This window comes from Bradyrhizobium sp. 192, assembly GCF_023100965.1.
GTDB classification, from domain to species: Bacteria; Pseudomonadota; Alphaproteobacteria; order Rhizobiales; family Xanthobacteraceae; genus Bradyrhizobium; species Bradyrhizobium symbiodeficiens.
This window is the reverse complement of record NZ_CP064690.1, coordinates 1,911,328-1,936,203: the sequence shown is the minus strand read 5'-3', so window position 1 is coordinate 1,936,203 and position 24,876 is coordinate 1,911,328. Positions and strand designations below refer to the sequence as shown.

Sequence of the window (24,876 nt, the reverse complement as noted above, 5' to 3'; positions counted from 1 at the left end):
TCTCCTGGCGACGGATCTGGACTCTTGGGGGTCCCCATTTGGGGGGATGGAAGAAGAGTTAGAGTCCCAGCACCGCCTTGGCAATGATGTTACGCTGAATTTCGTCGGAGCCGCCGTAGATCGAGACTTTGCGATTGTTGAAGTAGCTCGGCGCGATCTGCGCGGTCCAGTCCATCGCTTCCGAAGACTCGTGATGTTCGTTGTAGGGCGCAGCGAATGGCCCGATCATCTCCATCAAGAGTTCAGTCGCAGTCTGCTGGCTTTGTGTGCCCTTAATCTTAAGCATGGAAGACGCTGGATTTGGCTTACCCTTGCCGTGCTTGCCTTCGTCGGCGACAATGCGTAGTTGCGTGAGCTCCAGTGCCTTCAACTCGATCTCGGAGATAGCCAGCTTCTCCCGGAACGCGGGATCCTCGATCATAGGCCGGCCGCCACTTTTGACGTCAGAAGCCACCTCCTTGATGCGCCGGATGCGCTCCTTGGAGACGCCGACCCGTGCAATGCCAGTGCGCTCGTTGCCGAGCAGGAACTTTGCGTAGTCCCAGCCCTTGTTCTCCTCGCCGATTAGGTTTTCGTAGGGCACCTCGACGTCGTCCAAGAAGACCTCGTTGACCTCATGCCCACCATCGATGGTCTGAATCGGACGCACCGTCACGCCCTTGGAATTCAAGCAGAACACGATGAAGGAGATGCCCATCTGCTTTTTGGCGCGGGGATCGGTGCGGCATAGGCAGAAGATCATGTCGGCATGCTGCGCGAGCGTGGTCCAGGTCTTCTGGCCATTGATAATCCACTTGTCGCCCCTGCGTTCGGCCTTGGTCGTGAGCGAGGCGAGGTCCGAGCCAGCGCCGGGTTCCGAAAAGCCCTGGCACCACCAATCATCCACGTTTGCGATGCGCGGCAGGTAATACTTTTTCTGCGCCTCATTACCGAAGGTGTAGATGACCGGGCCGACCATGCCGACGCCAAAGGCGAGCGGCGTCGGCGCGGGATACATCTGCAGCTCCTCCCTGAAAATATAGTGCTGGACCGAGCTCCAGCCCGTGCCACCGTATTCCTTCGGCCAGGAACTTACGTTCCACCCCTTCTTGTTGAGGATGCGCCACCACGTAACCATTTCCTCCTTCGACACATGGCGATCTTGGATCATCTTGTGCCGCATCTGCGGCGATACATTGTCGCGTAGAAACTGCCGCACTTCCTGCCGGAAGGCTTGTTCTTCCTTGGTGAATACAAGATCCATCGGATTCTCCTGCAACCGAATTGATTCGGGACGCGCTACGATGGCGAAACGCTCTCCATACTTACCAATCGGAAGAGGCCTCGACGTGAGTTAGAACTGAACGCGAAGAGGATCGGCGGGGCTGACGAAGGGCAAAGCATCCGCCCGTTCCTAGCGCCCTTGCGTGGCGATACCAAGAACTTCTCCTTCCTGGCCTCTGCGAACCTGTTGGGTGAAAGCGTTCCATGTCCACGCTCAACTTCCCGCTGTCCAATTTGTCGCAAAACGCGATTTGTCCCACCAAGGGCGTCTTGCCCCCATCAAGCAAGCGTTAGCGCTTGCGCAGCTATTCCCGCATTCTATCTCCGTCAGGAATGCCGCCCCCCTGGTTTACGGGAGCGAAGCATTGCTCATCCTGCGCTCCAAAATGCATTCAACCGCCACTTCTCAGGGTCGCCACCTCTCTGTAGCAACGCTCGTGCCAGCCGCGTTCGAGCGCTTTAAACCTCTGATTCGTTTTGAGAATGGCTCGTACTTCGCAAATAACGACCTCCGTTTTGAACCGAACAGAAATGGTACGCTGTCAGAGATCGGACAACCATCGAGAGCGGACCGTTATTTCGATTGCCGCACGGCTAACGGATTCAAATTTTCTAGCCTTCATTATCTCTCAGCTCGATGCGGATCGATGTGGACTAACGTTCGCCTGCCGTTCGAGCCCTGTGGTCATAAGAACGGACGGATGCAGAAGCCTCAGGTTTGTCGAAATGCTGGCGGTCGCGCAGTTGAGGCGTTTTCGGCACGACGGCCCTGCGAGGACAGTCCAGAACGGCTTCCGACGCGCGCAGTCCTTGACGCTGCCATAGGCGACCTGTCATCCGGTTCGACGAGCAGTCTGCCGCAACAGTTTGTCCTAAGCAGACCACCGACATCATCATCCAGCCGAACGGTCTTCGATCCGCTTGCTTATCAATGCTGATCCAACACCGGGCACGACCTGAACGTGAGCAAGGACGGCGGAAGCATCGCTCGCGGTCTGCCCGAAACATCAGATGTGTGGCAGGGATCGCGAGACTCGAGCCAATCAGCAATGCTGGGGTCGCGCGCAGCGGCTGATGCATCACCGCCTAGCAAATCGGGCCAGCGCCTTCCGATCGATCTCGATGCCCAATCCCGACCCGTTAGGCACAGCGACGATGCCGCGAGTGTGCTCGATGGGCTCGGTGAAAATCGCCTGCCGGAGCGGGTTTTCGGTTCGGTCGAACTCCAGCAACGGCGCCACGGATATGGGCGAGGACCGCGTGTGCGGCGGCAGAACGGCGAGCAAATGCAGCGACGCGGCAATTGCAATCCCGGTGCCCCAAACATGCGGATTGTAACGGACGCCGAACGCTTCTGCCATATCGGCGATCTTCTTGCATTCGGTCAAACCGCCGGCAGCGCAAATGTCGGGCTGCGCTATATCGAGCGCGCGCGAGACGAACAGGTTGCGGAACCCGAAGCGGGTGAACTCACATTCTCCGCCTGCGATCGGGATCGAAATTGCCCCCTTTACCGCGCGGTAGCCGGCAAGATCCTCCGGCGGTACTGGCTCCTCAAACCAGCCGATATCGTGTTTCTCGATCATGCGCCCCAAACGGATCGCTGCGACGCTGTCAAAGGCGTGGTTCGCATCCACCATCAGCGACACAGTCGGCCCTACCGCCTCGCGCACGACGCGTGTCGCGGCCGCATCCTCCTCCACACCGAAGCCGACCTTGAGCTTCACCGCCGAGAATCCCTCCGCGACGTAGCGCGCTGCCTCCTCGGCTAGATACCGGGTCGGGTCTTCAGCTTTGCGTCGGTGGAGGCCAGTCGCGTAGGCGACGATATGACTCCGCTGCGCGCCGCCGAGCAGCTGATGCACGGGAACGCTAAAATACTTGCCCTTGACGTCCCAGAGCGCGATATCGATACCGCTCAACCCCTCTATCACGACACCCTTCTGGCCGTGATCGCGCAGGCGCGCATAGATCATTTGCCAGAGATATTCTGTGCGCAGCGGATCCTCGCCAACTAGCCATGGCGCGACGCTCTCGACCACGGCGGCCGTCATCCCCGCCGGTCCGTAGCATTCGCCCCAGCCGACAAGACCCTGGTCGGTCTCGATTTCGACCAGCATCGCTGTACGCGTATCGTACCAGCCACGCGCGGAGGCAAGAGGCTCCGACAGCGCGGCTTGAAGCGTATGAGTGCGAACGCTCGTAATCTTCATCGGCTTTGCCTTGTTCCAGTCCTGCTGCGCTCCTTCCTCAGAGCAGTCGCTTCTAAATAGGTACCGGCCGTGCTGCGGCGTTCAAACGCATTAAGCTTTTGCTTTGACAATGTTCGCACATACGAAACGATGATCGATGTATTGAAGGCCAGATCTTTTAAACCGTCAGAAACCGGACAAAAATACCGCCGTTCATGCATGAAGAGCGCCGGCATTCACCATGGTGGGCCAATGGCCGTCGTCCAGGCAGCGGCAGGGAGCAGCGAAGCACTGCCTCTCGCTGTGCATCACCGGACACCCGCAAGTCCTTAGATGCCTGAGTTGGGATCCCCGTTGAGCCGCGCGGTGCTCGTGGACACAATCATCGCCGCGGTAGTTAGTACCGGACGCTTTGAGAGCCTCAGCCGACATCGCCTTCATTGATGCGCATGTCCGTATTGCGCAAGGACCGGTCCAGCTGCCATCGATCCTACAACGCAAAATACGAAGCCATGGGAAAAGAGCGGTCCAATGCTACTCCAGCCATCATTTTGGGGTTTACCTTTGAAGATGCTGTTCACAGCCAAACCATCCCCATGGAAGGCTACTGTAAAGGTCATCTTTCGCGCTTGGTGCTATATAAAGTCGTGAAGATGTGCCTTCTGGAGCAGATCAGCGCTAAACACCTCTGCAAGATGATCTGTAGAGTTGGCGCGAGAAAGCTCATACCCTCGGCTATCATCATCCAAAATCTATCTCGTGATTTTGTTGGGGAGCGATCAAGCTTTAAAGTTGGAGACGTGGGCGACTTTGTTGATCTAGTCAGCGCGATCGCGACAGACTTATGGAAATCGGATCCTGTCTTTCTCCTTGCGGCGGCGGAATGATCATATACTTGCAGCAATGGGACGTGCAGCGGATCAACTAGGATATTCATGTCTGTACTCCGTCCAGCTGTGACCTGCGACATAGCGTATGCTGTCATCGTATTGCTGTACACCGTCAACAAGGATCGAGACCCTACCTATTCTGATAAGGAGTACATTTGATAGAAGGGCTATTGCTATTTCGACGCGAACCGCAGCGCACGAGCTTCAGCCGAGGTTCAACGGACCAACAACGCCCGTTGGCCGACTTTATTGACCTTGATGGCAAGAACTGGTCACTTAGAACTTTCCTAACATCGAGCTCGTTTCAACGATTTCCGTTACCTCGCGCCCGCCTTCTGCGCATATTTCCATGACGCTTTCGCGAGCGGCACGGTGCGCTTGGCAGCTTCGATCGCCTTGGCATTGGCGGCTGTGCCATCTCGGATCCGGGCTGCGATGCCTTGGGTCATGCCGACTAAGCGAAAGAGATTATACGAAAAATACCAGTTCAAATCCGGCAGCTCGCTGCCCGTGTAGTCGCAATAGATTTGCGCGGCCTCGTCCATGCTAGGAATATTGAGCGCCTTCAGGTCGGCGGTCGCAAGCCCCGGCCTAATCCATTGCATCAACAGATAGGTAAAATCGGACATGGGATCGCCGAGCGTCGACAATTCCCAGTCGAGCACCGCGATCACGCGCGGCTGCCTTGCATGGAAGATAATGTTGTCGAGCCGATAGTCGCCATGCACAATGGAGATACGCTTCTGCTCGGGGACCGTGATCGGCAGCCACTCGATCAGCTTTTGAATCTCCGGAATATGTTGCGTCTCCGAGGAGCGGTACTGCTTGGTCCAGCGATCGACTTGGCGCGCGAAATAATTGCCAGCCTTTCCGAAGTCCGCGAGGCCGATCCTATCGGGATCAAACATGTGCAGCTTCGCGAGAGTCTCGATCTTGCTGCGGAAGATCTTCGATCGCATCTCGGACGGTTCGCTCGGCAAGGTCGGATCCCAATAGACCCGTCCGTCCTCCATCGACATGATGTAGAAGGTCGTGCCAATGACGGCATCGTCAGTGCAGAGCGCAAATGCATGCGCGACCGGGAAGCCCTGATCGGCGAGCGCCGAGATGACACGGAACTCGCGATCCACCGCATGCGCCGACGGCAGCAATTTTCCGAAAGGCTTTCTGCGCATCACGTAGGAGCGGCCGGGGCTGTCGAGTTTGTAGGTGGGATTGGATTGGCCTCCCTTAAACTGTAAGACGGTCAAGGGGCCGGAGTAGCCCTCGACATGCTTGCGCATCCAACGATCGAGACGGATCTCGTCGATGCGATGTCGCTCTTCGACGGGTCTCGTGCCCGAAAACTCCTCGTCCTTCCTGACGCCATCGGCCAAGGTGACGCTCCTCGAACTTCTTGAAGCGTCCGCGTGGCCGCTTCTCATTAATCACCTGAGCAGTTGCATACTTCCGAAGTTCAAGTCTGACAATGAGGCGGCACTGCATTTCATCGGGCGATCCATCAGACGCGTGGTACGCGTCGTGGTTTAGTCGCGGCCGATTCCGCTCCTCGTGGACGCGCAGGCGCAAGGTCTGCGTCGCTTGGTCGATGATTCACCGGCTGGTTCGTCTTTAGATGACAATTCAGCAGTACTCTCTCGTCGTCGAACCTCTTGTGCGGATCTCAAGCCGCTGGATAGAAGGCAAAGTCGATGTTTTTGGCGATGCGAACGGCCGGAGCTGAAACTGACTAGGGTCAGACCTCTTTTCTCTGCGCTGACAATAAGATGTTGACTCGCGTTGAAGCGGCCTGCGACCTTGCGTGAGTGACGAACAGTCGGAGGGGGAACGGAACGTCTCTCATTTTCCGACGGATGTCCCTGGGGTCCACCCTGCAGATGATCTCCGCGTCGTCAGTGGCATCGTTCATCTTTTGAGAAGTCGCTGCCGCTGGTGCGATTGCCCGCCCGAATATGGTCCTGCGGCTAGAATCTACAATCGCGTTGTGCGCTGGCTGACGTGGGATCTGAGAAAACCTGTTCCGAGAGCTTGCCGGCCCGGCGCGCGCTACGGACACGCAAATGGTCGACGTCACGCACGTCAAAGCGCACCGCTCGACAGCGAGCGGAAAAAGTGGGATCGCAAGCAGGTTATTGGCCGCGCGCGCGGAGGGCACATCACGAAGATCCACGCAGCCGCAGATGCCGATGGGCCTGATCGCGATCCTGCTGGCGTGGGTGAGGCGCATGACTGCCGATCGCCGAACGTTTTTGCTCACTTGGAAACCGAACGCCGTTCGCGCACCGAGCCCTCCTGAGAAACGGATGCTACCAGCGTGCCGTCACGCTTGAAGATCAAGCCGCGCGCAAGGCCGCGTCCGCCTTGCGCGCTCGGCGACTCTTTGGCGTAAAGTAGCCACTCGTCGGCCCGAAACGGGCGGTGAAACCATATTGCGTGATCGAGGCTCGCCGAGATCATGTGCCCGTCGAACAGAGTGCGGCCATAGCGCACCATTACCGCATCGAGCAGCGACAAATCTGAGGCATAGGCCAGCGCGCACATATGCAGCGCAGGATCATCGCGCAGCTTTGCTGCGGCTTTGATCCAAATATGAAAGCGGCCGTCGTCGATCTTCTGACCGACATAACGGCCAATCTCGACCGGACGCAATTCAATCGGTCGATCGAAGTCATAATAGCGCCGGATGAATTCCGGCATGTCAGGAAACATTGGCCGCTTGGATAGTTCCTCGACGGTGAGCCCTTCTGGCGGCGGAACATCGGGCATGATGTTTTGGTGATCGAAGGCGCCTTGCTCGCCTGCATGAAAGGACACCATGATGGAAGAGATTGCCTTACCCTCCTGGATCGCGGTGACGCTCCGTGTCGAATAGCTCTTACCATCGCGCAGCCGTTGGACCTGGTAGATGATCGGAACCTGCGGGTCACCGGCCTGAATGAAATAGCAATGCAGCGAATGCGGCAGCCTGTCTTCGACGGTGCGACATGCCGCGACCATCGCTTGCCCTATCACCTGGCCGCCGAACACCCGTTGCGAGCGAGTTTTCGAGTGTTTGCCGCGAAACAGGTTCACCTCGATCGGTTCAAGGTCGAAGATGGCGGATAGATCGATCGAGGTTTTTGACATTGACGCGCTTTCGTTCTTCTTCGGCATCATTCCCCGGCATGGCGGCCCAGTGACGAAGCCGAGCTCTCGAGAGCTGGCATTCTTTCGCGCCACCCCGGGGGATTCTTGTTTTTCGCCCATCTTTTCGCAACCAAGGACCCCCAACTGCGACTATGCTGAGTCTATTGACATTGATTTGGACAGATCGAGAAGTCCTAGTTGAACTCCTGCGACCGGGACTCCCGCGTCGACCATTTCCAATGATGCCCCCCAGCAATCACCGTGCCACGACGGTGTACTTGAAGAGATGCGAAATCGATGTGCTCATCCCGCGTCGGCAACAACACTTGCGCTTACTGTCGGACTGCCAACATAGACTTCAACCGGACACGGCCCGAACACGACAACGCACATGAAAGAGACATGAACGCATCTCGTGCCAGAGGATCGACGGCGCTGGGATCTTCGAAGTTATCATCACGTCTATACTGACTGAAGGCTCAGCGTCGCTCGCGAACCGAGCCTTCCTGGGCGACAGACGCGACCAGAGTGCCGTCAGGCTTGAAGATTAAGCCGCGTACGAGACCGCGTCCGTCTTGCGCGCTCGGCGACTCTTTGGCGTAAAGTAGCCACTCGTCGGCCCGAAACGGGCGGTGGAACCACATTGCGTGGTCGAGACTTGCAATCATCATCCGCTTGTCGAACAGTGGGCGCTCGTAGCGCGCCGTTACCGCATCGAGCAGCGAGTAATCGGAGGCATAGGCCAGCGCGCACATATGCAGCTCTGGATCGTCGCGCAACCTCGCAGCGGCCTTGATCCAGATATGAACGCGACCGTCGTCAATTTTCTGGCCGACATAACGGCCGATCTCGACCGGGCGCAACTCTATCGCGTAATCGCGGCGGATGAACTCCGTCGTTTCGCAATACATCGGCTGCTTAGGCAGTTTCCCCGCCATGAGCTTTTCCGGCGGCGGCGCTCGGGGCATCTTGTCCTGGTGGTGAAAGGCGCTCTCCTCCCCGGCATGGAACGACACCACCATCGAGAAGATTGCGTTGCCATGCTGGATTGCGGTGACGCGGCGCGTCGAATAGCTCTTGCCCTCACGCAGCCGTTCGACCTGGTAAATGATCGGCACCTGGGGGTCGCCGGGCCGGATGAAATAGCCGTGCAGCGAGTTCGGTAGCCGACCCTCGACCGTACGGCATGCCCCGATCATCGCCTGCGCGATCATCTGGCCGCCAAACACCCGTTGCGCGTTGGTGTTCGGACTCTTGCCACGAAAAAGGTTCGTTTCGATCGGTTCCACGTCGAAGATAGCGAGCAGGTCGATCAGGCTTTCGGACATTGATGTGCTTTCGGTTTTCTTTGACGTCCTCCCCGGGCATGGCACACAGCCGTGAACCTAAACCTTTCGCGATTTTGGGGCGTTCTTTCGAACCGCACGATGCAAACGCAAATTTGCGGGACGGCACGCGACTGTGCTGCTGTCTGTGGTTGACTTGGATATATCGAGACCTTCTCATGAACTCTCGGGCTGTCGGCGTTTCGCAACGGTGCTTTAGCTCGCTGCAGCAATCGGCGTGCCATAAAACGCTGTGCATGCCAGAGGAGATGCAAATCCATCTACTTTGTGCCGCGCCGACGAAATACTTACACCCTAGCGTCGCGCTCCGAACATAGATATGAAACCGGACGCGGCTAAGCATGACAACGACGCGAAGGACACCCGTCGCCTCTCGTGCCGAACGTTTGGCGATGATGGTCCTTCGAAATTATCTCACAGGTGAGGCTTCGTATTAGATCGACGGCCAGTGAACTTTCGCAATTGGAACGAAGAAACGCGTCGGCGCTGTCATACGCAGAATAAGCCTACAGCGGCCTCTAATCTCGCAAGCGCCTTCTGCTCCCTGTATCTCCAAGGCAATCCGGGAAAGGAGCTTCCAGGTCGATCGTTGCAATCGATCGCCTTCCATCCGGCTTCTCCGCTGGGCGAGCTGTTGCCCAGCTGACGAGCGCTATGGTCTACTCATCCTCCGCGCCAAAGGTGCGCGCTAGCTGGCGCCACCCGCCCGGCTTGCATCTGGCAACGGCTGCGCAGCGCGGCCAGCAAGGTCAGTGTTGCGACAATGCGCTCGGCGGAAGCTCCATCCTCGATGGCCGGCGCGGCTCTTCTCCTTACGACGCTCACACCGTTAGCCCGCTCTGAAGCAGTACTGCAGTACACTCGCAGCACGCGCGCCGTAAAATATGAGTATTAGATAGCCGCTCACATCTCACTTTCCGCGGCCTGGCGGACCACCAAGCGCGGCCGGATCGTTCAGGCGGATCACCAGGCAGCAGCAGAGGGAAAGGCTCTTTTCAGATTTTGCGCCTTGGCCTTTGCGGGATCGTGATTGGGGCAAAGCAACGCTGGCGCACCAAGCGCCGCCTCGCCATACCGGCAGGCGTCGATTCCCGGGCGTCTAAGGCCGCACGGGCGCCTTGCCAATTCCGTTGGCATCTTCACCTAGACAGCTCAGCCCAGCAGCGTCTGCCCATTTCTGGCGACGATAACTTGGCGCTCCCGAACATGAGCTTCGAACGAAATCGAATCGCCGTCCTTCCAGAGATTCACCGTAATGATCTCACCCGGAAACACCGGGGCAGAAAAGCGGACGCGATGACGATGGAAGGCAGAGGGATCGTAGTCAGCATACGTCTGCAACACGGCTCTGCAGGTCAGTCCATAGGTGCACATACCGTGGAGAATGGGCTTGGGAAAACCGGCCTTACGCGCGAATTCCGGGTCGCTGTGCAAGGGATTTCGATCACCCGATAGACGATAGAGCAGTGCTTGGTCGGGCCGGATCGGGATATCGACTGATCTGTCTGGCGCTCGGCGAGGTACTTGGTGCGGCTCGGGCATTCCCTCTGATGGTCCACCGAAGCCACCGTCGCCCCTGGCAAAGGTCGAAGAAGCGATCGTGACGATCTTGTCACCCTCACCATCTTTGACGACGACTTCGTTCTGGATGATCGCGCCTTTCTCCTCGCCCTTGTCGTAGACGCCGCGCACGCGTGCATCCGCCGTAACGCTGGCCGCGACAGGCATCGGCTTGTGAAATGTGATGTCGCGTTCGCCATCAACGACCATGACGCGGTCGATGTCGATGACTCCGGGTCGCGCCCCCCAGACGCAGACCGACGCAAAGGTGGGCACCACCTTCAGCGGCTTCGATATTGCAAATGCCTCGTTGACAAACTGCAGCTCCTTTAAGCTCAGAGGATCGGAGCCCATGCCTATGCCTAGCGCATAAAGCATCACGTCGCGATCGCTCCACGAATAGGGAGCGGCTTCGGTCTTGAGATCGAGTATGGCGGGATAGTCGATCGGCATCGGGCCGCTCCCTCGTTGTCTTTACCCTTTGTCGTCAGGCCACCTTACAGAGCGGCAGTGGAGGTCCACGTTCGATCAACTTTTGTGTACATGCGAGCCGGCCGTTGATGGCCATGGCCCAAGGTTGGCGTGAGGTTTATGTCGCAACGCCAGCCAAAAGCGGCGGCTCTGCTCGAACAGCGTCTTGTTATCGCGACCTCTTCCCTTCTCAACACGCGCGCATAAGTGCGGCTCATGCGCTCGGGCGTCGCAAGATCGGCGCTGGCTGACAGCGCTTTTTGTATGCGGTGATGGCGACGCCTCTCACGGCGGAAGTTGAACCGGACCCAATTCGAGGCTTGGCTGCTCGCTGGCGCTCCACGGCATAGGTATCGAGATAGTTGCGCGAAGAGTTGGCGCCGATGCTGGCCGCTCATCATCTGGGCTTCGGCGGGATCCACCGCATCGAGGCCGAAGGCGCAGAACAGGCTGATCTGCACCTCAGGCATGGCTTCATCTAGTCCCACTTTCAGCGCCACCAAGCGGGCGTTGCCGTTCCACGCTATACACTTTCCCGGCCGGAAATTCGCCACGGGCTGGCCTCTTAGCCGACTCTCCGCTTTAATGGAATGAGCCAGCGATTCCATGCGCAGCACCATGTTGCACTCCGAAGCTGTTGCCAAAGCTGCGCGGTTTGTGCGTGAGCTTATTTGTTCAGGACAGGCGACACACAGGTTGAAGGGAACAGCATCCAGGTCTTCCGTGCGAGATTGGCGCCCCGACCGAGTGTTGCTGCATCTCAATAGCAACGGCCATGCCAGCGTCTCACCGCTATCTAAGCGTCTGATCACGCATTCGAAACCCCGACAACATCCAAGTCCCCCCAGTGTTCTGAACCTGACAGGGGCTTGTGCCTGTCAGAAATTGGACAAGGACCGAGCGCTCGGCGCCGCCAGGACGCAGCTTAAAGGCTCAGCGAAATGGATTTGGCCTTTTCAATATTCTGCCGCTCTCCCGGCGCACTTTTCCAATCCGTGCTGGCCCAATTTGAGTCCAGCTGCCGACATTCAAAATTCGCAGCCTTGGCCTTCGTACGCGAAGTATACTGACGTTTCCTACCTGGGGCACCGGGCGCGAATCGCACCGCCCGCCGAGCACACTCATGCTTCTGAAATCTGAAGGCGTTCTTTCCCAGTGGTGGTCTAAATTGGAGTGATTCTCCCTCAAGCTGTTAGGATGTGCATGCAGCTGATGGATCTTGATTGACGACTCGGACAACCTCATCGCGGCCCCGAAATGTGGGCACCCGGACGAGGCAAACCGAGCGTAGCGTAGATGCGGCAAGCGGAGGCGAATGACCAACGCGGATAATTGCAGACGCAGTCCACGGGAAGTTGCACCCACTCTGCGCGCCCTCTCCAGTAACTGAGCGGACAAACATGTTTGGCAGGCGACCAAAGCACATGGACCCAGACGGAGGCGCGGAACGGGATGAAGCTATCGGACAAAGTCCCCTCGCTCCGTACTTTCTCATGATGATCGAGCCGGATCAGGTGGTGCAACTCCACGAGCAGCTCGCCTGAACAGGCTCTCCGAACAGGTCGCGCGGAGCAGAGGGCGGATGGCAATAGCCTGCAGCTTCTGCACGGCTCGGTGACGCGGCCAGGATCGTTCCCGTTTGTCCGAGAGGATGATGATCCGTCTCGCTGAGACGAATGTTCATGTTGGGCGAGCGACCCCTGTCGCAAGCGTTTGCGTGGAAGCACGAACAACGTCGTTCGGAACACCCATCCGGATACTTCCCCGGGGCACACGGCTGCCAACCCCTGATAATCGTACTCAAGTTTGACGCACCATATAGGCGTGACCAGAAGGCGTCCGATTGTCGGGTTTCGATGCTTCGCAGGGGTCCGGAGTGACCAGCTCGCTTGTCGCCGAAACCCTACCGCTGGCTTGCCGTTCGAACAACCATCGATAGATCCCGCCGGCCCGAGTCAGCGAGCCGTGGGTGCCCTGCTCGACGATCTCACCGCGATCGAACACCAGAATGCGATCGAGGTTGCGCACCGCCGACAGCCGGTGCGCGATCACGATCGAAGTGCGTCCCTTCATCAACCGCTCCATCGCCTGCTGGATCAGTCCCTCTGATTCCGAATCGAGGCTCGACGTCGCCTCGTCCAGAACCAAGACCGGCGCGTCCGCGAGGAACGCCCGCGCCAGCGTGATCCGCTGCCGCTCACCGCCCGACAGCTTAACGCCGCGCTCGCCGACCAGCGTGCCATAACCCTTCGGCAGCCGCAGGATGAAGTCATGCGCATTGGCGAGCCGCGCTGCCTGCTCGATCGCCGCCATGTTGGCGCCGGGGCGGCCGTAGGCGATGTTCTCAGCGAGGGAGCGGTGGAACAGGACCGGCTCCTGCTGTACGATCGCGATCTGGCTGCGCAGCGATTGCTGTGTCGCTTTAGCAATATCTTGACCGTCGATCAGGATCCTACCGCCGGAGAGGTCATAGAGCCGCTGCACCAATTTGACAAACGTGGTCTTGCCCGAGCCGGAACGGCCGACCAGCCCAACGCGTTCGCCGGCACGGATGTCGATCGACAAGCCGTGGTAGAGCGGCGCGCGGTCTCCCCCATAGTGAAAGGTCACATCCTCGAATGTGATCCTTCCGCCCTGGACATCGATCGGTTTGGCACAAGGTGCATCGATGATGCCGATCGGCTCGCCACTGATCGTAACAAGTTCGACCATGTCGTTCACCGAACGCTGCAGATTGTTGATGTGCATACCCAGCTCACGCAAGTAGGCGTGAATGAGGTAATAGCTCGTCAGCACATAGGTGACGTCGCCCGGGGAGGCGTGCCCCGATAACCACAGCAGGATAGCGCCGCCAATTACCGAACCACGAAAGCACAAGAGCATCACGTGCTGCGACACATTGGTGGCGTTGCCACGTAGCCACGTGCGCGATACCCGTGCCTGCCACCGGTTCATGACACCATTGATCCGCGCATCCTCGCGCGCCTCCGCTCCAAATGATTTCACCACGGCGTTGCAGGTGAGCGCGTCCGCCAGCGTGCCACCGACCTTGGTATCCCAGGCATTGGCTATTCGTGCAGTTGGAGCGATGTAGCCGATCGTCATTGCGATCGTGATCGCGACATAGATTACGGTGCCGACTGCGATCACGCCGCCTAGCGCGGGCCAGTGCAGGCCGAGCAGGATCATCGATCCCACGAGCACGGCGAGCGACGGCGACAATGCCATCAGAATGATGCTATTGAGCAGGTCGAGCGCCCACATGCCCCGCGTAATCTTGCGCACGGTCGAGCCGGCGAAGGAATTGGCGTGCCAATCGGTCGAGAAGCGCTGCACCCGCATAAAGGCTTCGCGCACCACATCGGAGATCGTTTTGAGCGTGAATGGCACAATCGCCTGCAGGCCAGCAAACCGCAGGATGAGCGAGACGAGACCCAGCCCGACGATGCCGCCGAACGCAACAAGCGCCGCATGCCGTGCGGCCAAATCGGAAGGGCCTGACGTTAATGCATCGACCAGATGGCCCGAATAGACTGGCATGAACAGGTCGGCGATCGATGCACCTAAGAAGCCGACGAAGACGATCGTGAGGCGGACAGGCTGCTTAAGCCACTGCTGGAACACGAAAGGGATCACCTCGCGGATCGCGGCGGGTCGTTTGTTGTCGGAAACAATCATGGCGCAATCCGGCCGTACTCACAGAGCGGGCCGACTCCATCTAAATTGACGCGCGGTGGCGCAAGGAACGACAGACGAGTCATCGGAAAACAGTAGGTCGTGGGTGCGCTTTGGGCGAGCGGGACGTTGGTCCGGATCAACGCCGGCGGTCAACGGCACGGACGAAAACCCACCAAGAACAGCGGGCGTAGGTGCGCGATCGTTGAACAAGACATGGCCACGAAAAGCCTCGCCCGTTGGCGTGGCGAGGCGCAGCCTACGGATGTATTGGGTGCAATCTGCCAAATGGAAAGCCCGTGAGCGCATCCATGTCAATGCGCTTCGTCGAATGACGCCGCCATGGTGGCGGCCTCGTTTGTAGCCGAGCTGGCCGTCTTGCAAGACCACACGGATGTCGGTGACGTTGCGGTAGATTGATGGACCGTAGTCACCGAAGGATTTCCGGCCACAGTCGCCGCCGACGAGCACGCCAATAGATCCTGCGGTCCACCTCCAGGGTCGAGGCGGGATCTTCACCGCAGGCTCGAGATCCGCTGAATTGGCAGTACCGCTTGAAGCAAGCGTAACCGTTGTGTCGTCACGACAAAAACGCACTTCAGTTCGCATCATAACCTTTCACAGCGTGCATATTCCCGACTTGCACACACGTCCATTGACGGAACAAGTGCGACATCCCTGCTAGGCGTCAGCTCACATAAAATGACGCGCTGGAATGGCCTGACGCTGTTACGCCGCTTTCGCGCGCTTCCTTTCAGATAGAACGTGCTGTGCACGCGACGGCTTTCCGGCGGCAACCGATTTTCTCGAATTGGCCAATTTCCCGTCTCTCGCTCCAGCATCATACAACAGTGCGGCCGAACTTCTTTGTGGCATGTCGGCTGCAGCACGAATGTCCTCACGGCTCGAACACCGAAAAAACAAAGCATCGGTCTTGTGGCGCCTCTGTAGCTGCCTTTACTTAGCAACGCCCGTGCCAGCACGTTCGAAACGTGTTAAGTTGTTGTTTGGGATTGGAAAACCGTACGCCGGCAGACGCTGGCTGGCTGTTTTGAGCGCGACGGCCGACATACCGTCGTCAGAAACCGGACAGGATCGGCGGTCGTTTGCGCCCGAAAGAATGCCTTGCGAGTACTGTGGAGCACGGCTGACCTACCCCAGCGGCAGACGCAACCAACGTTGAAATTCACTCTGGCCGATGCAAGTACAGCGCATCAAGCGCGGCTGCGTTGGGAGGTACGCGTGGTTTCTTCTGCCAAGGAAGGCGCATAAGATTCCATGAGTGGCACGTCGATTGCTGCTGGGAAACACCGCAGCCCGAGAGCAGTTGGGTTCTTCCCGGGGCGGCGATGAAGATTGCTACACCGGTGCATGAATGCGCGAACGACTTTGTGGTTCTCGAAACAGCAAAATGGCTGCTGAGAACCTCGCCCCGTAGGCCAATGAGAACGCTGCAGCATTCTAACAGGGGGCCATGCCATCATGATTGACTTGAGTGAGGGACATGACCGACAGCTTCATTGCCCGACTGTGCAAGGCGCTCCGCAAGGGTTCGGTGCTGACTGGCACGGACATTGCCTCGCGTTATTACCACGATTTGGCCGGTAAACCGGTCACCCAGCCGCGAGCGGTCGTCCGTCCAAGGACGACGGAAGATGTCTCATCCTTGCTTCGGTTCTGTCACCGCGAAAAAGTGCCAGTGACGACGCAGGGCGGCATGACCGGGTTGGTGCGCGGCGCTCTGCCGAATCCACATGAAATTGTGCTGTCGATGGAACTGATGAATGCGGTCGAGGAGGTGGACATCTCGTCAGGCGTAGCCGTGGCGCAGGCCGGCACGCCGCTGCAAACGATAGAGGACCGGGTCGGGCAGGAAGGATACATGTTCCCGCTCGATCTCGGCGCGCGCGGTAGCTGTACTATCGGCGGCAACATCTCGACAAATGCCGGCGGCAATCGCGTGATTCGGTACGGCATGACGCGCGACTTGATCCTCGGCCTCGAAGTCGTTACCGCCGATGGCACGGTGCTACAGGGCTTACGCAAATACATCAAGAACAATACTGGCATCGACCTTAAGCAGCTTTTCATAGGCAGCGAGGGAGTTCTCGGCGTGGTGACGCGAGCCGCCTTGCGCATCTTTCCCGCCCCTAGGGAGCGGCAAGTGGCGCTTTGCGCCCTGCCCTCTTTTACACGAGTCATCTCGGTGTTAGGAATGGCGCGAAAACATCTGGGCGGAGAATTGACAGCATTTGAGGTGATGTGGAACGAGTACTACCGCCTCGCGCTCGAGCGCGTGAACGGCATGGTTCGGCCGCTGCCGGTCGATTATCCCTTTTATGTCTTGATCGAGGCCTCTGGCGACGATGCCGATCGTGTCCACGCCGATCTCGAAAAGCTGCTCGATACGGCAATGCGCGCGAACATGATCCTTGACGCGACGCTCTCGACGTCGAATGCCTCTGCAGCAGCGATATGGCGTATCCGCGATTGCAGCTTGCAACTTGCCCGGACGTTTCCTTATGCTGCACGTATCGCCCTCGACGTCAGTATCGCCATCAACCGGATGGATCAATATGTGAAGACAATTGTCGCGCGTATTAAGGAGATCGACCCCGGCGCATTCACGATCGTCTTCGGTCACGCCGGCGATGGTAACCTGCATGTCGAGCTACATCACGAGCACACGCCCGACAGGCGGCAGGAGTTGGAGAGGCTTGCTTATCAGATCACCAGCGAATTCGGCGGATCAATCTCAGCGGAACACGGCATCGGCATAGTTAAGCGGCCGTATCTGAAGATGAGTAGGACACGGGAGGAAATTGAAACGATGCGTACGCTCAAACGAGCGCTCGATCCGAACAATATCCTGAACCCGGGACGAATTTTCACGATGTGAGAGGACGCGAGGACGGCGCGGGCATCTCGGTCGGAACGGTCGAACGTGCGTGAGGCATTTCGGCAAGTGGAGGCCCAACACCTTGTCATTGCCCTGCCTCCTCGCGGTGGACGGGTTGCTCCGTTCGATACCCATAAGGAGATCGCCGGGATGCGCGACGCGCTCGAACTGGTCGCGGGCGTCTCTCACCATTTGGCGCGGATAGAGCTCGCCCTGATTGAAGGAGACAAGGCGCAAACAGTTCAGGAATTTGAGAGGCTAACCTTGCCTTTGCGCCATCGTGGCACCTTCCGCGATGTCGGGCCTGCTCGCCACGGGCTACAGCTTGCAGATTCTCAGTTGTTGGTCGCGATGGCGTGCAGTAGCGGCTGGCGAGCACGGCCTAATCATCGCCTGATCCTGCAAGCACTGCGGTCGCGCAACGTCGGTCAGGCTCGTAACCGTCTCGTGCGCCACATTCAACCCATCGAGCGGCTTGCCCTTCCAACCTCTTGACGAGAATGAGACGGTGAATTCCAAAGAAGGCCCTCTTAGAGCGTCGAACCACCGTCTTGCGGCGCGAGCACTGGCCGACGACGTCCATGGGCCGACGCCGTTAAAGTACAGCTTCGATCCGCCTCCGGCTCGGGAGCGTGCGTTTGTTTACCAGACGACGCTACGCCGCTTGGATGACAAGGAAGTGTCTGAGATAGTATTCGCCCTATTTCGCTATCCGCGAACCGATCCTTCCCACCGGTAGAACTCTGCTTAGGCGTCGGGCCGTGCCAGGCCGCGAATTCTCGCCCAGCGCTGAAGATGGTCGGATCGGGCGCGGTCGCAACGAGAGCCGTGGCCGCTATCGCACAAATTCTGGGAATGGAGGAAAGCGAATTCGCCACCGGATTTGCTTTATGGATCTGAGCCAGCTCTCGCTCCATGGCATCCACTTGCTGGTCCAATTCCTTCAGTTCGTTCACAAGAACATCCAGTGTCATACGGGCATTGCATGGCAGCGGCAGCCCGTCGTCATCCAGCACGGCCACCGCCCGCTCCCTCCTTGGCCCTGCCAACCAAGAACCCGCATAAAGCAGAATGAGCTCGGATAGCGTAAGCCGTCATAGCTCTCCCGCGCACCAGCAGCCCTGTCGCTCGATGGCGCAACAAGGCGCCCTAGTTCGGGGCGGCGGCCCAAGACTGCGCGACCAATGTTCCGGGGTTCGCTACCGGACTCACGCCAACGGATGCTGAATGAATGTCCGGCAAACTCTGAACGAGGTCTGGTGAGCGAACAAGAAGGACGATCCCGAGCCAAGTTCAGCATGTACGCGCGGATTAGCCAGGCCGGCCCTCGCCCACTGAGGGCGTTGATCAGCGGCTCGGTCCGCTGTGCCACTCCGAAATATTGCTTCGAGCTTGCTTTCCCGGCGGCTCCACTAGGGGCGCGCCAACAATTGCGATCGATGGAAATTCGAGACGTCCATTGCGGGACGCTCTGCTTTCATCAGCTTAAAGGGGCACATGGATATTTGGCGACCAACAATCGACGAGACTTGGCCGTTTTCATGCAGATGTCGAATAATGGCGACGTCGAAAGAGGCCCAAATACGAGAAGACGCTCGTCACCGCGCAGCGATTCACTGACGCATTTGTCCGAAACGTCTGCTTCATTTCGAATTCCGAATCCTTTGTCTTCAACATTGCCGCTGCTTCGGTGGGCTTGGCAAACTATGCGCTCCGCGGCTTTTCGGTCGACCAGCAGTCGTCGATGCGATCTTCGAACGGTAATGCTTTGAGATCAGATATCTGTTCCTCGAAGGAGTTGGCCATGCCGTTCAAGCCGAGCTCGTTACGGCTTAGTGGGTGGGATGGTGAGCATCCAGCACTCATTGGCTTCAGTGAAAATCGCCTGGTTACTTATCTGGCCCTAGCGCAGGGTTGGTGTTCAGAATGCTCGTGGGAACAGGTGCGATCCAGGTCGTTCTCGAGGATGGAGCAGGATCGAGGCGACGCATGCCTGGATCAGAATGCCACGCCGGCAGTTCGCATCGACGAGCTCGGCGCTGTAGCTTATTGCCAGACAGGATGCCGTCTTGCGACGCACCTTCAAATCACTTCCGTCTGTCGCGTTATACCAGATCAGCCCCGACTAGGCAGCCTTGGCGGCCTGCGGCTTTGACCTGGTGCGCGCCACGCTGCAAGGACTACCGATACTGAGCGGCACATCGCCATCGATGGCGATGCGGCTCACCACGCGATCTCGATCGCTGGATTCCTTGAGGGAGCGACGCTCGGCCGCCAGGTTATCCCAGATTACGACGTCGCCCAACTTCCAGCTCCAGCTCACGGTATTTTCCCGCGCTGTGAGGTAGGATTGAAGCCGGTCGAACAGCTTCTGGCTGGCATATTTTTCTAGGCCAACGAAGTTTTGCACAGAATGTCCGAGCACGAGCAAGCGCTCGCCCGTCTCGGGATGGAGGCGAACAACCGGACACGCGGTTTCGCAGATTGTTCCGGTGAAGACATTATCGAATTGCTGCGTGTCCATCTCGATGGCGTGCCTGGTCACGGTGCAATCAAAGGCGCTGCAGTGCACCGCCCAGAGGTTGTCGGCCAGCATTCGCAGCGGCTCGGGAAGATCATGATATGCAGCCGCAGTGTTTGACCAAATAATGTCATCGCCATCAGGCGGGATCACGACTCCGCGCAGTACCGAGATTTTCGGACATGACTCACCGAAGCTGAGACCCATGTGCATCCGGTCGGCACGACCGCTGCCGCGGCCCGGCGCCATGTCCGGGGTCAATGTTCCCTTTATGGTACGCGGGATCAGAGAGCCGAGGCGGACGGCAAAGCGCTGCTGTTCGGCATCATCGAGATGTCCCTGATCACGGAAGAAGATGATTTTGTGATCGAGAAGCAACTGGCTAATGGCGCAGATGACCTCGTCGGACAATCCGTCCGATAGCCTGATGTTCTTGATCTCGGCACCAAGCCGGGCCGCGGACTTGACGACGTCCGATCGCGGAATGACATTATCCATTGTCGTCACGTTGCTCATGATCATGCTCTCACTATCGTGATGCCTAAAACAAAGCTGCGCGATATTTCGTCGCGAGACTAATGGGGGAGGCGAAGGAAATCGGTTTGTTGACGGATCTTACTCGGCCGCAATGTGCTCCAGCATCCGCCACAAAGAGCCACGCCGGGTCATCGGCACGCAGGACCATCATCATCATGTGCCCCTCTCTGTTGCGATCAGGGCCACTCTTGCATCGGCTCCGATCAGACGACGGAAAAGGCCGGCAACGCTGCCGGGATCGACGTGCAGCATAATGAATTACCTCGCTCTTACATCTCAATCATACGGTCAATCGATGTCTAGTCCATGAAACGAAACCAGCTTTCTTTTCGACGATGTGAAATGTTCATTTTGTCGGCGAGCCAGGCACCAAGCTATTTTTAGGAAGACGATTTCTCACGCGTCGCAATAGGTACAATCGCGGTGGTCAGGACGGAATGGATAGCTTGTAGTCTTAACCAATCGGCGCGACCAAAGTTACTATACCTTCGATTGTTGATACATCGCTCACAATTTACACGTTAGGGAAGACTTTCGCCGTATCGAATTCTCGTTGTATGCGGCTGTTTCACCCGTCTGTCACAGATGGAGCAGGTGCCGACTGCTCGCGAAGCGAGAGATCGATACCCCGTACGCTTAACAATTCCCGCTGCGGTTTAACACGGTCTATATCACCCGTTTTGCGGGATCAGCGTCCAAACACGAGGAACATGGGTGCAACCCGAAGTCGGACCTGCTTTGAACTGGGACATCATGGTCGCCGCGAAATCAACAGCGTATAGCTGGCGAGGATCCGCCCGCTCGCAATAAATGTCACGATAAGGTGAGCGCCGTCACATGTTTCCTCTCGAGAAATCGGCAGTGGGCCAAGCACGGCGAAGCCGCCAACGACAATGCCTGGGCGAGTGATTCGCGCGCGCAACGCACCCCAAGAAAGAGAGAATCTGTCTCGGCTCAATGAGCGTCCTATCCGGAGTTTTTCTCTTACGAATGCTTGTCGCGGTCGTCGATTGGCGCGCCGCCGCGTGCAAGCTCCACTTAGCCACCCTACAGGCGCCTTCGCTGGAATGATGGTCCGCTTGCCCGTTCGCAATCTGCACCGCGTCGGCAAAAAGGCTTCATTTAAATCAAGTTGAGCCTTTTGCCATTGTGATTTCAACGAAAAGCTCCAAGATGCGCAACAAAGCGAGCGGCTTAAGAGCGCAATCGACGTCTCCACCACCGCGGAGATAGATCAGAGTCCGATGAGGAAGGCGATTCACCCTCGTTGTTACCACGAAGCTGATGTTCTCCAGCATGCTCTTTTGCCGGCACCGCCTACGCTTCTGCTATGGCAGTCAGCGCTTTAGGCAGGACCCGGACTTCGTTTGCGGCAAACGGGCGCCTACCTGAAAGACCTCGAATTCAATGGGCTCGTCGATAAATACTCTTGAACCGGCGAAATGCTCCCGGCAGCGCGCGTTTGACATTGACGCTGCGAGGATTGCCTTGGAGTGCCCCGACAACCCGAACTCGTCGAGAAAACGACGCCAACCTCGCCGCATGGCTCTGAAGTAGAGCGCCGAGTGGCCCTGTCACGCCCATGTAGATAACGCCTGCCAAATCATCCCCCGCGCTACGGATTTCGAGCAAGTGACGCTGAGCCGCATGTGAATGCCGGCACGTCATCCAGATCACGGGAAGTGCGGTCTATCGCTGGCCCGAGGAGTTTCCCTAAAAGAGTCTTTCCTGATTCAGAGCCCAATGCGCGAACCGCAGCCGGTCTCTCCAAGCCTGCGAGTGTGCAGGGACATCAGATCCTCGCTTTCGGGCAAATCGATCCATATATCTGCAGGACCATCCAAAAGTGTATCTTGATCCGGCACATAGATTTTATCTGGCACTCTGAGACCGTGACCAACGGCGATTCCACTGATTATAAAGGGAAGCTCGATCTGCCCTTGATCTTCAAAGCTGTCCGCGCCAACAATTCGGAGACTTTCCAATTCAAACCGTCGGAATTTGATCAGCGGCTTTGCCGACGCTATCAGGGATTTGGCGCAAGATACTCCCCGCGCGGCCTCTTTTCTCAAGTGGTCCAGCGCCATGAAGAGAGACGAAAGCTCGTCCAGCTCAGAACGATTGAAGTGTCGCAAACGCGACGAAATGGGCACTCCGTTCCTGTATCGTACTGTCGGCACAAATCGTATTTCGCAATCAAGAAGCAGATCTGCGACCGCTTGTTTCACCAAAAGGGCCTGTCCAATATCCTTTAGACCGAAATAGCTGCGAGTTGGTCGCGCAAAACAAATCCAGCGGATGCATCCGGTGACACCTTCCTTTAGGAGCCCATGAGGCCCGCTCGCACGCAGCGGATAATCCCCTTGAGACACAAAGGTGCGATATCCTGGCGGAAACATCTCCGCGTCGGTCGTTGAAATGAGGGCAGAAGCGCCCGCTCCCAGCGCAAGCGCAATGTCATCCTCCAAATTGAACTCGTACTCTGGACCTGGGCTAAGCTGAATCTTGTTCGGATACACTGTGACAATGGCCACATCGTTCTCGGCTGCGGCCCTTCTGATTAGCTCCGCGTGGCCCAGATGCAACGCTCCTAAAGTGTGTACTGTGCCGATAGTTTGACCTCTTCTTGCTACGTCCGTAATGAAGGTCTTGCCAGCTGAAAGAGACGCTAGATGCATGTTTCCTAGTTTCCTATTCCGTCTTGTTGATTGCCCAGCAGCCCTGCTGCTCGATCAGACATGACGCATGGCGAGCGCTCCCGGCCACATCGACCCGCCGCGAATAAGCTCATGAGCGCCTTGAGTCCGGCCAGAACGAGGACGCATCCCGCTTCTCCATTTCCTTCTCTGTGATGACAGGCGCCCCAGATCGTCATGCGTCCTTTAGCCCAATCAGGTCGATCCTTCTCGACCGCGCCTCATAAGCGATGAGAACTCACCCAGATACTCTGACGGTTCGGATTTCTGATCTTCCACGTCCTTCAAAGCAGCTTGGAGCCCAGGACATCTGTCTGCAAAGAACGGAGGTTCAAACGTCGTTATCATTGCATCCGAGAAGTCTGTTTTTACAAAGCTTGCCTGGAAAGGTGAAATTCCACTCAAGTTAGTCTTGCAGAGCGAGGATTGATTCATTCGAACGTATGCCGTACGGGCTGCTTCCAGGTTGCTGCCAGTCATTCCTGCCGCAATATATGACTGAACAAGGTTGGCTCCCTCGAAATTGGCGCGGTTCAAAGCCATGGACTGCGGAGGATCACCGGTAATCATTGAGCGATATAGGTACGCCTGCGAAAAATCTGAATCATCGATATCGCAGTCCCGTATAAACGCACAGCGCGCGCGGAAGCCGCGCAACTGGGCGGATCGCATCGTGCTCTCGAAGATCGAAATGGCTTCCCCTGATGCGCGAGATAGATCAGCTCCATCGAGCTGGCAAGAACGCACTGATACTCCGTTCAACACCGCGCCGACGAGGTTGGCATTGGCGAGGTTTACGGACAGAAGTCGCGCCTCCGATAGATCTGCCTCCTCGAGCTCCGCCTTCGCAAGATTTGAGAGGCTGAAATCCGCAAAGGGGGCGCTCAGCGCTTTGGCCAGGATGCGACCGCTCGCCTTTGAAAGCCTGAAGTAAGGAAGATGAGCGTCTTCTAGCACTAGCTGATCGATCGAAGTGGGGCGGACGATTGATAGAAACTCGCCCCTTGACTGCGAGAGCGAGCTGCCGGTCAGATGCGCCTTCGTCATCGTAACTTGGTTTAGCTTGGCAAAATGGAAGGACGAGCAAGGCAGGTAGCATTCATTGATGGTCGATCCTTGCAGTTCGGCGCCATCAAAGACAGCCTGGCTCGCGTCACATTGATAGAAGAGGACGCCACTTAGGACTGCGTTATCGAAACGGGTCCTTCGCATGCTGCACCCGTGGAATAGGCTACCGGTTGCATCGATGACATTGCGCAAACTTGCATCATCGAAATTGCAGACCTGCGCGGCAATAGCATGCATATACGCAAAGTCGAGCTTGGCTCCGCGGAAGCTTGCGCGCTCTAATCCGGGGCAAACAAGGTTGGCCTCCGACAGATCGGCCCCATCCAGCTTCGCTCCGTGGAGTTGCGCACGATTGAGGATGCATCGCCGCAACGGAAATCCGGATAGATCGTGACCGGTGAAGTTCTCGGAAGATAGCCGCAAGCCGATGCCGGTCTTCTTGATTGCGTCCTCGGTTCGCCTTTCCACCGCAGCCAACGCAGACGCCCGATCACTGTTTCGGCTCCAGTAGCGGACAAAGTCACCATCTGCCGAGGACTGGCTTATCGTCGTTGCACGGATACTTAGCTCCTCATGCACGCCGAAGTGGCTAGTGGTATCGATGGCTTGCGTCATTGTCGACAGTTTCCATT

Annotated in this window: 14 protein-coding genes and 2 pseudogenes; 4 read left to right on the top strand and 12 right to left on the bottom strand. The window is 57.7% G+C overall.

Features of this window, described 5'->3' with window-relative positions:
* Positions 1 to 58 precede the first annotated feature (58 nt).
* The gene (pimC, locus tag IVB24_RS08870) at positions 59 to 1,243 is read right to left on the bottom strand and encodes a pimeloyl-CoA dehydrogenase large subunit (RefSeq protein WP_247772669.1); all 1,185 of its coding nucleotides are present in this window, start codon (positions 1,241 to 1,243) and stop codon (positions 59 to 61) included.
* Positions 1,244 to 2,342: 1,099 nt separating this feature from the next.
* The gene (locus IVB24_RS08865; protein ID WP_247772668.1) at positions 2,343 to 3,476 is read right to left on the bottom strand and encodes a mandelate racemase/muconate lactonizing enzyme family protein; all 1,134 of its coding nucleotides are present in this window, start codon (positions 3,474 to 3,476) and stop codon (positions 2,343 to 2,345) included.
* Positions 3,477 to 3,904: 428 nt separating this feature from the next.
* Here IVB24_RS08865 and IVB24_RS08860 point away from each other — a divergent pair, with 428 nt between their 5' ends.
* A complete protein-coding gene (locus IVB24_RS08860) occupies positions 3,905 to 4,342 on the top strand; it encodes a hypothetical protein (protein WP_247772667.1) in 438 nt (145 codons plus the stop codon).
* A gap of 320 nt (positions 4,343 to 4,662) precedes the next feature.
* Here IVB24_RS08860 and IVB24_RS08855 read toward each other — a convergent pair whose 3' ends face one another.
* Positions 4,663 to 5,721 (bottom strand): phosphotransferase family protein, encoded by a 1,059-nt coding sequence (locus IVB24_RS08855; RefSeq protein ID WP_247772666.1) that lies wholly within the window; start codon positions 5,719 to 5,721, stop codon positions 4,663 to 4,665.
* 500 nt (positions 5,722 to 6,221) lie between these two features.
* Between IVB24_RS08855 and IVB24_RS08850 the strand changes: the two are divergent.
* Positions 6,222 to 6,338: pseudogene (locus tag IVB24_RS08850) on the top strand (transposase); the annotation flags it as partial.
* 260 nt (positions 6,339 to 6,598) lie between these two features.
* Here IVB24_RS08850 and tesB read toward each other — a convergent pair.
* From tesB to IVB24_RS08825, 5 genes and pseudogenes are all read right to left on the bottom strand, one after another.
* On the bottom strand, positions 6,599 to 7,471 hold the full coding sequence (gene tesB / locus IVB24_RS08845; RefSeq protein WP_247774061.1) for an acyl-CoA thioesterase II: 873 nt from the start codon (positions 7,469 to 7,471) through the stop codon (positions 6,599 to 6,601).
* A 479-nt stretch (positions 7,472 to 7,950) separates the two neighbouring features.
* Positions 7,951 to 8,799: an acyl-CoA thioesterase II gene (locus tag IVB24_RS08840; RefSeq protein ID WP_247772665.1), complete on the bottom strand. Its 849-nt coding sequence runs from the start codon at positions 8,797 to 8,799 to the stop codon at positions 7,951 to 7,953.
* Between the two features lie 1,170 nt (positions 8,800 to 9,969).
* Positions 9,970 to 10,830: a MaoC/PaaZ C-terminal domain-containing protein gene (locus IVB24_RS08835; protein ID WP_247772664.1), complete on the bottom strand. Its 861-nt coding sequence runs from the start codon at positions 10,828 to 10,830 to the stop codon at positions 9,970 to 9,972.
* Between the two features lie 401 nt (positions 10,831 to 11,231).
* A pseudogene (locus tag IVB24_RS08830) lies at positions 11,232 to 11,357 on the bottom strand (acetyl-CoA C-acyltransferase); the annotation flags it as partial.
* Positions 11,358 to 12,648: 1,291 nt separating this feature from the next.
* Positions 12,649 to 14,526 carry an ABC transporter ATP-binding protein gene (locus IVB24_RS08825; RefSeq protein WP_247772663.1) on the bottom strand — a complete coding sequence of 626 codons (1,878 nt, stop codon included), beginning with the start codon at positions 14,524 to 14,526 and terminating at the stop codon, positions 12,649 to 12,651.
* 1,501 nt (positions 14,527 to 16,027) lie between these two features.
* On the opposite strand from IVB24_RS08825, the gene IVB24_RS08820 reads away from it, so the two are divergent.
* Both IVB24_RS08820 and IVB24_RS08815 read left to right on the top strand, forming a co-directional pair.
* Positions 16,028 to 17,422: an FAD-binding oxidoreductase gene (locus tag IVB24_RS08820; RefSeq protein WP_247772662.1), complete on the top strand. Its 1,395-nt coding sequence runs from the start codon at positions 16,028 to 16,030 to the stop codon at positions 17,420 to 17,422.
* Between the two features lie 150 nt (positions 17,423 to 17,572).
* Positions 17,573 to 17,917, top strand: coding sequence for a hypothetical protein (locus tag IVB24_RS08815; protein ID WP_346771359.1), 345 nt, complete (start codon positions 17,573 to 17,575; stop codon positions 17,915 to 17,917).
* Positions 17,918 to 17,952: 35 nt separating this feature from the next.
* Here the strand turns inward: IVB24_RS08815 and IVB24_RS08810 are convergent, their stop codons facing one another.
* The 4 genes from IVB24_RS08810 to IVB24_RS08790 all read right to left on the bottom strand — a co-directional run bounded on the left by IVB24_RS08810 (position 17,953) and on the right by IVB24_RS08790 (position 24,859).
* Positions 17,953 to 18,444, bottom strand: coding sequence for a transposase (locus tag IVB24_RS08810; protein WP_247772661.1), 492 nt, complete (start codon positions 18,442 to 18,444; stop codon positions 17,953 to 17,955).
* 1,103 nt (positions 18,445 to 19,547) lie between these two features.
* Positions 19,548 to 20,459, bottom strand: coding sequence for a TauD/TfdA family dioxygenase (locus tag IVB24_RS08800; RefSeq protein WP_247772660.1), 912 nt, complete (start codon positions 20,457 to 20,459; stop codon positions 19,548 to 19,550).
* A gap of 1,754 nt (positions 20,460 to 22,213) precedes the next feature.
* Positions 22,214 to 23,158 (bottom strand): pantoate--beta-alanine ligase, encoded by a 945-nt coding sequence (locus IVB24_RS08795; RefSeq protein WP_247772659.1) that lies wholly within the window; start codon positions 23,156 to 23,158, stop codon positions 22,214 to 22,216.
* A gap of 213 nt (positions 23,159 to 23,371) precedes the next feature.
* Positions 23,372 to 24,859: a pentapeptide repeat-containing protein gene (locus tag IVB24_RS08790; protein WP_247772658.1), complete on the bottom strand. Its 1,488-nt coding sequence runs from the start codon at positions 24,857 to 24,859 to the stop codon at positions 23,372 to 23,374.
* Positions 24,860 to 24,876 lie beyond the last annotated feature (17 nt).